The sequence below is a fragment of the Pedobacter sp. KBW01 genome, from assembly GCF_003852395.1.
In the GTDB taxonomy this organism is placed as follows: Bacteria; Bacteroidota; Bacteroidia; order Sphingobacteriales; family Sphingobacteriaceae; genus Pedobacter.
Genome location: NZ_QAJQ01000008.1, coordinates 102,371 through 114,303, shown reverse-complemented (window position 1 = coordinate 114,303; position 11,933 = coordinate 102,371). Strand labels below are relative to the sequence as shown.

The 11,933-nt window shown below is 39.3% G+C and carries 12 protein-coding genes; 1 reads left to right on the top strand and 11 read right to left on the bottom strand.

The genetic code is table 11. The features are described from left to right. The first annotated feature begins 2 nt into the window (after positions 1-2). Positions 3-1,142 (top strand): cytochrome-c peroxidase, encoded by a 1,140-nt coding sequence (locus DBR40_RS09670; RefSeq protein ID WP_124559547.1) that lies wholly within the window; start codon positions 3-5, stop codon positions 1,140-1,142. Positions 1,143-1,301: 159 nt separating this feature from the next. On the opposite strand, the gene murI is transcribed toward DBR40_RS09670, so the two are convergent. The 11 genes from murI to DBR40_RS09615 all read right to left on the bottom strand — a co-directional run bounded on the left by murI (position 1,302) and on the right by DBR40_RS09615 (position 11,904). After that, positions 1,302-2,120, bottom strand: a complete 819-nt coding sequence (murI, locus tag DBR40_RS09665; RefSeq protein WP_124559546.1) for a glutamate racemase — start codon at positions 2,118-2,120, stop codon at positions 1,302-1,304. A gap of 379 nt (positions 2,121-2,499) precedes the next feature. Next, a complete protein-coding gene (locus DBR40_RS09660) occupies positions 2,500-3,078 on the bottom strand; it encodes an OmpH family outer membrane protein (RefSeq protein ID WP_124559545.1) in 579 nt (192 codons plus the stop codon). A gap of 65 nt (positions 3,079-3,143) precedes the next feature. Next, positions 3,144-3,674 (bottom strand): OmpH family outer membrane protein, encoded by a 531-nt coding sequence (locus DBR40_RS09655; RefSeq protein ID WP_124559544.1) that lies wholly within the window; start codon positions 3,672-3,674, stop codon positions 3,144-3,146. A gap of 101 nt (positions 3,675-3,775) precedes the next feature. Further along, the gene (bamA, locus tag DBR40_RS09650) at positions 3,776-6,316 is read right to left on the bottom strand and encodes an outer membrane protein assembly factor BamA (protein WP_124559543.1); all 2,541 of its coding nucleotides are present in this window, start codon (positions 6,314-6,316) and stop codon (positions 3,776-3,778) included. Between the two features lie 150 nt (positions 6,317-6,466). Next, positions 6,467-7,207 carry an isoprenyl transferase gene (locus tag DBR40_RS09645; protein ID WP_124559542.1) on the bottom strand — a complete coding sequence of 247 codons (741 nt, stop codon included), beginning with the start codon at positions 7,205-7,207 and terminating at the stop codon, positions 6,467-6,469. Between the two features lie 19 nt (positions 7,208-7,226). Further along, positions 7,227-8,030 carry a DUF6089 family protein gene (locus DBR40_RS09640; protein ID WP_124559541.1) on the bottom strand — a complete coding sequence of 268 codons (804 nt, stop codon included), beginning with the start codon at positions 8,028-8,030 and terminating at the stop codon, positions 7,227-7,229. A 2-nt stretch (positions 8,031-8,032) separates the two neighbouring features. Further along, a complete protein-coding gene (locus tag DBR40_RS09635; protein WP_124559540.1) occupies positions 8,033-8,914 on the bottom strand; it encodes an NAD kinase in 882 nt (293 codons plus the stop codon). Positions 8,915-8,923: 9 nt separating this feature from the next. After that, complete coding sequence (locus tag DBR40_RS09630) at positions 8,924-9,586, bottom strand: CBS domain-containing protein (protein WP_124559539.1); 663 nt, start codon at positions 9,584-9,586, stop codon at positions 8,924-8,926. Further along, complete coding sequence (locus DBR40_RS09625; protein ID WP_124559538.1) at positions 9,586-10,350, bottom strand: alpha/beta fold hydrolase; 765 nt, start codon at positions 10,348-10,350, stop codon at positions 9,586-9,588. Before DBR40_RS09625 ends, DBR40_RS09630 begins: the two co-directional genes overlap by 1 nt. Positions 10,351-10,569: 219 nt before the next feature. Next, on the bottom strand, positions 10,570-11,016 hold the full coding sequence (locus DBR40_RS09620) for a GatB/YqeY domain-containing protein (protein ID WP_124559537.1): 447 nt from the start codon (positions 11,014-11,016) through the stop codon (positions 10,570-10,572). Between the two features lie 129 nt (positions 11,017-11,145). Next, a complete protein-coding gene (locus DBR40_RS09615; protein WP_124559536.1) occupies positions 11,146-11,904 on the bottom strand; it encodes an SDR family NAD(P)-dependent oxidoreductase in 759 nt (252 codons plus the stop codon). Positions 11,905-11,933 lie beyond the last annotated feature (29 nt).

Below are 11,933 nucleotides of genomic sequence, written 5' to 3'. Positions count from 1 at the left end.
CCATGAATAGAGTTTTTGCTGCGCTTACCATCGTTCTCACCGGATTAATCTTATTTTCTTTTCAATCGGCTAATTTTAATGACGATGATGAACTGAGTATTGATAGCCTGCGCAAAGTATATTCAAAACCAACCAGCCAGTGGCCAAAACCTACAGTTGATCAGGGTGCTATTTTTCAGGAGCTGGGCGAACTCCCTACCTCTCCTGTCGATTTAAAAAACGACTCGGTTAAAAGTGTGGTAGAGCTGGGTAAAATTTTATTTTTCGATCCACGTTTATCAGGTTCCAACCAGATTTCTTGCTCGAGCTGCCATGCGCCAGATTTACACTGGACAGATGGTCGCCAGGTATCAATTGGTCACGATCATTTAAGCAATATCCGCAATGCACCTTCTTTAGAGAATGTTTGGTTTTACAAACGCTTGTTCTGGGATGGCCGGGCCAACAGCCTCGAAGAGCAAGCCGGTAGTCCAGTGGCGGCACATAATGAGATGCACCAGGACATGAAAGCTTTACCCAAAAAACTAAGCAAGATTAAGGGATACCAACCTTACTTTACCGCTGCATTTGGCTCGAAAGAAATTACGAATAAACGCATTTTTGAAAGCCTAGCTACCTTTCAGCGCAGCATAGTAAGCAGAAGAACTCCTTTTGATCGTTTTCTGTCTAAGGATAAAAAAGCCTTAACCGATCAGCAATTGGTGGGTTTACACTTGTTCCGCACCAAGGCGCGCTGTATTAATTGCCACAACGGGCCATTCTTTACCGATAACGAATTCCACAATGATGGTTTAACTTATTATGGCCGTAAATATGAAGATTTGGGCTTGTATAACGTTACGAAAAAAGCCGAAGATGTAGGTAAATTTAAAACACCTGGTTTAAGGAATGTAATGAAAACCGCGCCATGGTTCCACAATGGTTTGTTTCCGGATATGGACGGAGTAATGAATATGTATAATGTAGGTATGCCAAACCAGCGCGTTAAACCCGAACAGGTTAATGATCCTTTATTACCAAAGAACGATAAGTTATTAAAAGGTTTAAAGTTAAGTATTGCCGAAAAAGATGCTGTAGTAGCCTTTTTAGAAGCCTTATCGTCGCCAACAGTATTGGTGAGGGTTGAAAATTTACCGCAGTAAGGTAGTTTCGAGTTGACAGTTTGGAGTCAGTTAAGTGGTTGAAAAAGACAGCCAATGTAAAGGACTGGTATTCAGTTGGCAATTGGCAGTTCTCAGTTAACCAATTCAAACAGTTAACCGATTAACCTTTGAAATTTCGTCCCCTGCTGATCCAATAAACTACATTTTATTCGATTTCAGTGCTTCGCCAAAAAATATAGAGGCATGTTCATCAAACGCTGCAGGATCGCCACTGGTATAAAAATGCCTTTCGCCTTGTCTACCTAGTTTTTCTTCGATTTCAGGGTGTCTTTTTAAATAATCTACCAAACTGGCAGCCACAATATCGCCCTGCGCCAAAACGTTCATATGAGCCGGAAGTACCGTTTTTAGTTTAGGCATTAATAAAGGATAGTGTGTACAGGCCAGCAGCACACAATCGATACCGGCCGATTGGCTAAGCAATTGATTACAATATTCCTGAATAAAAAAATCGGCCCCAGACTGCAGGTGTTCGTTGTTTTCGATGAGCGGCACCCACATTGGGCAGCTTTGCTGGTATACTTGTATATCGGGGAAAAATTTATTGATCTCTAGCAGATACGATTGCGAATTAACGGTTCCCCTGGTGCCCATTACACCTACCTGCTTGGTTGTTGTATACTGGTCGATTACCTCGGCTGTAGGCCTGATTACGCCTAGCACCCTCCTATCAGGATATTTGGCAGGCAAATCGCGTTGTTGAATGGTTCTAAGCGCTTTAGCTGAAGCCGTATTGCAGGCCAGGATTACCAAACGGCAACCTTTTGCAAAAAGCCACTCTACACACTCTAAAGTATATTTATAAATGGTATCAAAAGCATGGTCGCCATAGGGTGAACGGGCATTATCGCCTAAATAGATGTAGTTGTAATCGGGTAACTGATCGGCAATTGAACGGAATACCGTTAAACCTCCGTAACCTGAATCGAAAATACCTATTGGGGCGTTACCTTGCATACTTATTAAGGGTTAATTGTTTAAATCGGTTAATTGTGGTTTTTGTTGTAAAGGTAGTTTTAATTTGGAAGGGTGGACGTTTAAATGTTGGAAAGTTAAAATGTTGGAACGTTTTAATGTTCAGCTTTCCAGTCCTAAAACCTTCCTCAGTAATGTAATAGTAGTTAAGAAAGTCCTTCGCAGGCTCAGGATGATACGCTATTTAGTATGCATCCCCTCAAGAGTATTACCATCAAAATAATGAAGATAGTTGAGATGCTAGCATGACGGATACAGAAGTTTGGGAAATGAACTAAAACAAAAAAGCGAAACTAAGTTAAACTTAATTCCGCTTTATATTTTTGAACAGGAAAGGAGACTTTAGACTCCCGACTCTGGACTACTTTTTAGGTGCAGCTGGTTTTGCAGCAGTTGCTGTAATACCTAATTTAGTTTTAACTGCAGCTGTGATATCATCACCACCTTCCCAGAAAACTAAGTTATTACCACCTTGTCCGTTTGCGATGTCGAAAACATATGCTAAACCTTTTTCTTTAGCTACAGCTGAAATTGCAGTTGCAACTTTAGCCTGGATTGGCTGGAATAACTCACCTTGTTTAGTACCGATATCTTGTGAAGCTTTTGTACGTGCATCAGTGATACGTTTCTCTAAATCCTGCAATTCCTGACCAGCAACCTGTAATTCTTTACCTACAGCTTCTTTGTTAGCCTCGCTTAAAGTTTTTTCTTTGTCTTGTGCGTTTTTCAATTTTGTCTGATATTCTTTGATCATTGCATCAATATCAGCTTGCTTTTGTTTACCCAAGGTTTCTAAAGTTGTTTGAGCTGCTTTAGCATCAGGTAAATTTGCAAATACCTCTTCAGAATTAATGTGCCCTAATTTTTGTTGAGCATTTGCCATATTCGCTGTAAACAATAAACCTGCTGTTACAAAGAATACGTTAATTAACTTTCTCATCGTTCTATTTTACTTTTTTTATTTTTTCTAATTGTTTGTTCCTTAAAATCAAAGGGGCGAATATACTAATTATTTACAGTCCCCGGTTTGTAACCTAATTTTACAATTACATCATTACTTACGTCGTAACTGCTGCTTGCATAAATCATCATGGTTGCTTCACTGCTCTTATCAAAAATGAAATCCAGATACTTAGATTTTGCAATTTGTTTAATGGCATCTGCAACTTTATCCTGTATAGGCTTAATCAGTTTACTTCTGCTCTGAAAAAGATCTCCATCAGGGCCAAATTTAGAACGTTGAAATTCTTTAGCCTGTTTTTCTTTTTCAATAATTTCGTTCTCGCGGCGCTTACGCATATCGTCGGTTAATAAAACCTGATCTGCCTGGTAAGCTTTGTACATCCTGTCAATTTCTGAGAAGTTCTGATCTACCTGTTGTTGCCATTGTTTAGAAGCAACTTCTAACTGGCTTAAAGCGGATTTATATTCTGGTAAATGTTTTAAAATATACTCCGTGTCTACGTAAGCAAACTTCTGTGCAAAAGCACCGAAAGAAGTGCAAATTAAGAATGCGATAAAAAGATATTTCTTCATTTGTGTGTGTGTTTAATGATATCGTTAATAACCTAAGCTTTGTTTAAACTCAACTTGCAATGATTTATTGCATAATTAGTTAATTTTTTACTCTTTATCAATTAAAATCCACCTAATTGTTGTGCGATACTGAAGTGGAACTGTCCTTTGTTCGCATCAGGCAAGCCTGGGATAGCATCAAAACCATAACCATAATCAATACCCAGTAAACCAAATATTGGTAAAAAGATACGCGCACCTACACCTACTGATCTTCTGATGTTGAACGGATTAAAATCGCTAAACCTGTTCCAGGTATTACCACCCTCGGCAAAAGCTAAAACAAATGCTGTTGCCTGCTGACTTGCAATAACCGGGTAACGTGCCTCTAATACATATTTGGTATAAATCGGGCTACCTGATTGTTGTGCAATGCTCGGGTCAGATCCTACCGGAATAACGGTGTTGTTTGAATAACCACGCATCGCAATTAGCTCAGATCCCTGTAAGAAATCGAAACCTTGCATACCATCACCACCCAATTTAAAACGCTCGAATGCTGATTGACCAACGGCTTTGTTATACTGACCTAAGAAACCAAACTGCGCCTGTGCTTTGATAACCAAATTGCCTACTACGCGTTGGTACCATTGCGAATCGAATTTCCATTTGTGGTATTCGGTAAAGCGGTATTTTTCTTTATCAGATGCCGTAGCATAGTTGGTTTTGTTAAACAACGAATATGGTGGCGTAGCCTGAATAGTGAAACGCAGGAACGAACCTGATTTCGGGAAAATAGGCGAATCTCTTGAATCGCGGCTAATCTCTTGTGATAAGTTTAAGTTGTAAGAAGTACCGGTGCTGAACAAATAACCTGCATAGTTATTCAAAATGTATTGCTGCAAGTTAATGGCATGGCTTAACTGGAAATAGTTATCTGGCCAGTTTAATCTTCTACCCAAACTTACGGTTACACCATTTAAACGGATTTTCTGGAATGAAGCATTATCAGAACTTAAACCGTTTGATTGTAGTGAAGTAAATGCACTTACACCAAAACTTACTGGTTTCTCGCCACCAAACCAAGGTTGAGAGAAAGAGAAACTGTACGATTGGTAATATTTACCGTTGGTTTGTCCACGTAAGCTTAATTTTTGTCCATCCCCTTTTGGAAGTGGTTTATAAGCTTTTAGGTTAAACAGGTTACGTAAAGAGAAGTTATTAAAGGTTAAACCCAGGGTACCGATAATACGGCCACCACCAAAACCACCTGAAAGCTCAATCTGATCTGAAGGTTTTTCCTCAACTGCATATTCAATATCCACAGTACCATCGGCCGGATTAGGGCGCGGGGTTGGAACAGTTTTAGATTCATCGAAATTACCCAATTGACCAATCTCGCGGATGGTACGAATTAAATCGCTTTTGTTAAATTTTTGTCCCGGTTTGGTACGGATCTCGCGCAATACCACTTTATCGTTGGTAATGGTGTTACCTTTTAAAGTAATGCGGTTGTTGGTGTACTGCGGTCCTTCGTACATGCGAAGTTCTACATCTACCGTATCGCCACGAATGGTTTTAACCGGATCGATGTTGAAAGTTAAGTAACCGTTATCGGTATACAAACTATTGATATCGCCACCATTTTCGCCACCACCGTTTAATTTTTTGTTTAAACGCTCTTCGCTAAATACATCACCTCTTTCGATGGTTAATACTTTATTTAAAATACTATCGGGATAAATGGCATTACCTGCCCAGCTTACACTACCCACATAATATTTCTTTCCTTCGTAAAGATCCATGCGGATGTTAACCCTTTTTTTGTTGTACTGGTAAATGGTATCTTTTAACAACGTAGCGTCCAGATAGCCTTTTTCCTGCATTTTGCCAATCATTTTCACCTTGTTCTCTTCGTATTTCTCTTTTGAGAATTTTCCAGAGCCCCAGAAACGCCACCAGGCAAATTGCTTAGGGTTTTTAAGGTACTTTCTAAGCTTGGCAGATTTAAATTCTGTATTTCCGGTAAAATCGATATGCTGTACTTTTACGCGGTTACCTTTATCAATATAAGCCTCTAAAACTACACTGTTCTCTGCATTTGGATCTTTTCGGGTTTTATAATCAATGGTGGTAAAGAAAAAGCCTTTATCCAGCATGTATTTTTTTACAATGGCCGATGTGGTATTGTATAAGTTATCGTTTACAATTTTACCGGTTTTATCGTTAAGCTTTTCCTGAATGGCAGTTCTTTGCGATTTACTGATTCCTTTTAAATCGATAGAGCTTAAACGCGGGCGCTCTACCACTTCAATTTCAAAGTAAACTGAATCCTGAACAAACTTTTCGATGTTAAGTTTTACATCATCAAACAATCCCTGCGCCCAAAGCGTTTTAATCGCGTCAGACGTAGCCTCACCCGGAAGCACAATTTTATCCCCTTTGGTTAATTTAGAAAGAGTAATTAAAACTTCTTTATCTAAATATTGGGTTCCGGTCACAGTGGTACCACCAATGATATATTCTTTTGGACTAAAATAATCGAGATCTAAGCCACCAACCTTTAAAGAGGGGGTTGCCGGCGCCTGACCTTGTGGACGTATTTGAGCAAAGGCCGGAGCGGCTAAAACTAGTAGGATTAAAACTTGAAATATTCTTTTCATTAAAATAATTTGTTCAGTAATGGCCACGAAGGTAACAATGTTTTGTAAGCAAATATTTCTTTAAACCGTTACCCTGTTATGGTTTCATTTATCGTATAAAAGTGGTGCTAAGTTAGTTTAAACGCTTGTTAAAAAGTGTTAAAAGAAAAATTAGTTTAATTGCTCGCTAATTTTACCAAAACGGCGTTCGCGTTTTTGATAGTCTACAATGGCCTCGAAAAGATCCTCGCGCCTGAAATCCGGCCACAAAACATCAGTAAAATAAAACTCGGTGTAAGCCATCTGCCAAAGCAGATAATTGCTGATCCGGTGCTCGCCACTTGTTCTGATCATTAACTCCGGATCGGGTATATTTACTGTTGTTAATTTAGACGAAAACAGGTTTTCATCTATATCGGCTAAAGAAATGGTATCGTTTTTAACTTCAGCAGCAATTTTTTTGGCTGCTTCTAAAATCTCCCACTTGGCACTGTAGCTTAACGCCAATGTTAAGGTACATTTTTCGTTGTGGGCAGTTTTGTCCATGGCTTCTTTTAAATCGTTGATACAGGCTTGCGGTAACGATTCGATATTGCCAATGGCATTAAGCTTAATATTATTTTTATTAAGTGTTTCGGTTTCGTTGTTGATGGTCGAAATCAGAATCTGCATTAAAGCATCTACTTCTTCTTTGGGTCTGTTCCAGTTTTCGGTTGAAAAAGCATATAGTGTAAGGTATTCAATCCCCACCTCAACACAACCTTCTACAATATCTTTTACAGAAAGTACACCTTGCTCATGTCCGAAAACCCGCACTTTTCCCTGGCCTTTTGCCCATCTTCCATTGCCATCCATAATTACGGCAATGTGCTTTGGCAGGCGGCTATAGTCTATTTGTTCTTTAAATCCCATTAATTATGTCAAAATCAGCTTAAAAGGAATAGCATTTTGAGGATACAAAGGTAAAAGATATGCCAACACTAACAAATAGATAAGTGTCCCTTTTTCTAAAATCGCCTCTTTGGGTACCGGGATATCCGATTTGGTTGACAGAAGGATCAGATAAATTAACCTGGTTTTGGCCATTTCCTCTGATTACAGGGCTATCGGGATAGCGGCCGCTTACATCATCAATATAATCGGTAAATGGTGTACGATAGCCTATTTCGGTAAAAACACTCCAGGTATCTTTATAGTTGTACCTTAATCCCAATCCATACGGAATGGTTAAAGCTACATTGCTATAGCCATTTTCCTGACCTTCGGTAGCCAGCCTATCCAAGCGGTATTTTTCTCCATCAACTTTTACTGTTGGTTTAAACACCACAAAACCTGCACCTGTAAACAAATAAGGAGTAAACTGCCGCGTTCCGCCACCAATATTAAAATTAAAGAAGTTAAAGTCTACTATTCCGCTAAATTCATTTAAAGATGTTTTAAACTGCAGGTTTCTTTCCCTGAACTGGGCATTATTTGATTTGGAATCTTTAGCCTGAATCTGTCCGTAGGTGTAATTTAAACGAACCCCAAGATATTGGTTGAAATTTCGTTTAACGTAGGCCCCACCTGAAAAACCACTAATTTGTAAGGGATTGTTTTGATTGAGATCGCCCATGTAACCTGCACCACCTGCCATTAAACCCAACTCCCATGAAGGCTCTCCCTCTTGTGCACGAACAAGCTGCCCGCCCAAAAGAAATAAGAGGATGAGAAAGAGTGGTTTATTTGGCGTCATATCTAGTAGTTACGGGTATCGATTCCCCATAATAATTTATTCCTTAACGTGTTTAAATACGTTTCATTGTTAAGGCGGATAAGATTTACACAAAAATCGGCTTTTTTGATGGTAATTTTTACTGACCGCTCTACCGTTACGGTACGGCTATCGCAGGAAACCAGAAATTTCGATTCCCTGGCTTCGACCTCAAAAGAAAGCTTATTATCGTCTGGCACCACTACTGGCCTTACATTTAAATTGTGCGGCGCAATAGGTGTAACCACAAAATTTTCAGAATCGGGATAAATAATCGGGCCACCGCAGCTTAAAGAATATGCTGTAGAGCCTGTAGGCGTGGCAATAATTAATCCATCGGCCCAATACGAATTGATAAATTCATCATTCATAGAGGCATGAATAATCATCATGGCCGAATTATCACGGCGGTGAATGGTAATATCATTCAGGGCAAAGTTTTCTTCGCCAAACAAACCGTTTTCTGATTCTAAAGTAAGCAGTGATCGGGTATCTAAAGTATATTCTTTATTAATCAGGGCCTCCAGGGCATCACCTATCTCATTTTTATTGATACTGGCCAGAAACCCCAGACGACCAAAATTAATCCCGATTACAGGAATGCCCGAATTGCGGATCAGCGATAAAGTATCTAACAATGTACCATCGCCCCCAAGGCTCAGCAACACATCGGCCAGCTCTTTTAACTCGCTATGGTTATGAAAAACAACGGTATTAACAGGCAGTTTAATTTTGCCTTGAAGTGAAGTTTTGAATTTTGAATATAAAACGGGCTGGATATGGTGTTCGGCCAGATGATTAAAGACCTCCTGAACGTACGGCAAAACCGTATCGTTAAAATCTCTCCCGTAAATTGCAATCCTCATAAAGTAGGTTTATACATTTAAATAATTCATGAACGAATCGTAACGCTCCTGCGACCCATCATCAATCTGTGTGTTGTTGTACACTTCTTTTACCTGATAATCATATCTTTCGAAAGAAGCTACCAATGAAGTAATTTCAGTTTTATTTACTTTTAATGTTACTTCTAAACGTGTAGAATCTGCAAAAGAATTCACGTAAGAAGAAAGAATCTGTGCATTATCGGCTTCTACAATCTGCGAAATGTGCGCCAGCGAGTTATCACGGTTACTGATTTCGAGTACAATAATGCCACCAGGCTCGTTTACTGCATATTGTTGGGCTACCGCATCAACCATGTTGCTGATGGGAATTATGCCTGCGTAACTTTTCTGCCGGTCTAAAACCGGAACAGCCGTAAGTTTTAACTGGCTCAACAGCCTAATTACATCGTAAATATGCGCATCGCTAAGTACAAAAGCATTAAGCAGGTTTACAGACGAATCGTTTAAAAGGGTATCGTGATTATCGATGCTCAACAAATTATCTTCTGCTACCAGCCCCATAAAAGCAACTTCATTAACAACAGGCAAATGTTTTAGCTTAAAATCGTTCATCCGATCTAAAGCCTTTTGCACCGTGTCATCGCTTCTCAGTGTAGGTATAACATTCGATATGATTTCTTGAGCAAACATTATTTTAACAATATCCTGTCTAAAAATTTCTCTAAAAAAGCATTAAATATTCCGGGATGCTCCATCATAGGTGCATGACCGCATTTATCTACCCAGTTCAATTCAGAATTAGGCAGTAGTTCGTGAAATTCTTCGGCCACTTCTGGTGGCGTAACTTTATCGTTTTTTCCCCAGATTAACGAAACCGGGATGGTAATTTTCGACAATTCTTTGGCCATGTTATGGCGTATAGCCGATTTTGCCATGGTTAAGATACGGATTACTCTCGATCTATCGTTAACTGTTTTAAATACGTCATCAACCAGCTCTTTGGTTGCCGTAGCCGGATCGTAAAAAGTAAATTCTACTTTCTCTTTAATATAATCGTAGCTCTCTCTGCGTGGGAAAGAACCACCAAAAGCGTTTTCGTACAAACCAGAACTACCTGTTAAAACCAGGGCCTTAACAAACTCCTGATGGGCAACGGTAAATACCAAACCAACATGGCCACCAAGTGAGTTACCCACCAGCACCACCTGGTTTAAATTCTTAAATTTTAAAAACCGGTGCAGGTACCTCGACAATGCCTTTACACCAAGTGTTAAAATGGGTAAATCGTATATGGGCAAAATAGGGATCACTACATGATAGCGGTCTTTAAAATAATCCATAACCGGCCCCCAATTGCTCAATTCGCCCATTAGGCCATGCAGCAATACCAGCGTTTCGCCTTCTCCAGCTTCGATGTATTTAAATCCGTCTTCTTCTATTACCTGGTATGTCATATATATAAATAGGATGCTACTGTGCTACTAAGTTAGTAGAGTAAAATTAAATTTTTGCATTTCTTTGCCATTTTTCTGAAATAAAATCGAAAACGGTCTAAAAACTCGCCATAGTGCATTAAGAAGCGGGAATTAAACATCTTGGAACAGGTATCAAGTATTAAATACAAGATATACTTTTAACAAGCTTTCCGCTTTGGTCTTTCAGCTTCAATCTCCCTATGCTAGTTTCTCTTTAACAATTTCGGCAATTAATTTACCATCGGCTTTACCGGCCAGTTCTTTGTTCGCCATACCCATTACCTTGCCCATATCCTTAACCGATGTAGCGCCAGATTGTTTGATTACCGTTTCAATAATTGCCGCAACCTCTGCCCTATCCAATTGTTTTGGCAAGAACTGGTTAATTACTTCAATTTCTTCTTCCTCTACCTTATACAAGTCCTCACGGTTTTGCTGTTTATAAATATCAGCCGATTCGCGACGCTGTTTAATTAGTTTCTGAAGGATTTTAAGCTCAGTTTCTTCGGTAATTTCTTCTGCAGAACCTTTTTCGGTTTTTGCCAAAAGTAAAGCAGCCTTTATAGCCCTTAAACCTCTTAACTGCGCATTGTTTTTAGCCAACATGGCTTTTTTTATTTCCTGATCTATTGTTGTTGATACCATTATTGTTTAATTGTTTGAATTGGTTAACCGGTTAATTGTAAATACCGGTCGCCAATTATTATTTTCATTTTTTATTAATCGTTTAATCTTTCAATTAACCAATTTAAACAGTTTATACAGTTAACCTAACTAACCTCTATTTATAATCGTAGCTGTTGCCTGTACAGTTGGCATAATCAGCATATCGTTAATGTTTACGTGCTTAGGCCTGCTCACTACATACCATATCGCGTCTGCAATATCATCGGCAATTAACGGCTCCAGGTTTTCGTAAACCTTTTTTGCACGGTCTTCGTCACCTTTGAAACGTACCACCGAAAATTCGGTTTCTACCATACCCGGATTAATTTCGGTAACCTTAATGCCATGTGGCAATAGATCGATACGCATTCCTTTGCTCAGGGCATCAACCGCATGTTTGCTGGCACAATATACATTTCCATTTGGATAAACTTCTTTACCCGCAATAGAACCTATGTTAATAATGTGTCCTGATTGGTTCGGGATCATCCAGTTGGAAACAATTTTGGTTACATAAAGCAATCCCTTCACATTTGTATCGATCATCGTATCCCAATCGTCGGTATTGCCTCTATCAATCGGGTCTAATCCCTGGCTTAAACCTGCATTATTTACCAGCACATCTACCTTTTTCCATTCGGCTGGTAAAACCTCCAATGCAGTGGTTAAACATTCTTTGCTACGCACATCGGCAATCACCTGTTTAATTTCAATCGCATATTTATCTGCCAAATGATGGGCTATTTTGGCCAGTCTTTCTTCTCTGCGGGCCAAAAGTATTAAGTGGTATCCTTGTTGGGCAAATGTATGTGCGCAAGCTTCGCCAATACCAGAAGTTGCACCTGTAATTAATGCGATTTTAGACATATTTATGAATTTAAGTCACGGTAAACTTT

Bases quoted from the DNA above. Each gene is read 5' to 3' on its own strand.
- DBR40_RS09670 (WP_124559547.1), top strand. From the start codon at position 3: ATGAATAGAGTTTTTGCTGCGCTTACCATCGTTCTCACCGGATTAATC.
- murI (WP_124559546.1), bottom strand. From the start codon at position 2,120: ATGCAAGGTAACGCCCCAATAGGTATTTTCGATTCAGGTTACGGAGGT.
- DBR40_RS09660 (WP_124559545.1), bottom strand. From the start codon at position 3,078: ATGAGAAAGTTAATTAACGTATTCTTTGTAACAGCAGGTTTATTGTTT.
- DBR40_RS09655 (WP_124559544.1), bottom strand. From the start codon at position 3,674: ATGAAGAAATATCTTTTTATCGCATTCTTAATTTGCACTTCTTTCGGT.
- bamA (WP_124559543.1), bottom strand. From the start codon at position 6,316: ATGAAAAGAATATTTCAAGTTTTAATCCTACTAGTTTTAGCCGCTCCG.
- DBR40_RS09645 (WP_124559542.1), bottom strand. From the start codon at position 7,207: ATGGGATTTAAAGAACAAATAGACTATAGCCGCCTGCCAAAGCACATT.
- DBR40_RS09640 (WP_124559541.1), bottom strand. From the start codon at position 8,030: ATGACGCCAAATAAACCACTCTTTCTCATCCTCTTATTTCTTTTGGGC.
- DBR40_RS09635 (WP_124559540.1), bottom strand. From the start codon at position 8,914: ATGAGGATTGCAATTTACGGGAGAGATTTTAACGATACGGTTTTGCCG.
- DBR40_RS09630 (WP_124559539.1), bottom strand. From the start codon at position 9,586: ATGTTTGCTCAAGAAATCATATCGAATGTTATACCTACACTGAGAAGC.
- DBR40_RS09625 (WP_124559538.1), bottom strand. From the start codon at position 10,350: ATGACATACCAGGTAATAGAAGAAGACGGATTTAAATACATCGAAGCT.
- DBR40_RS09620 (WP_124559537.1), bottom strand. From the start codon at position 11,016: ATGGTATCAACAACAATAGATCAGGAAATAAAAAAAGCCATGTTGGCT.
- DBR40_RS09615 (WP_124559536.1), bottom strand. From the start codon at position 11,904: ATGTCTAAAATCGCATTAATTACAGGTGCAACTTCTGGTATTGGCGAA.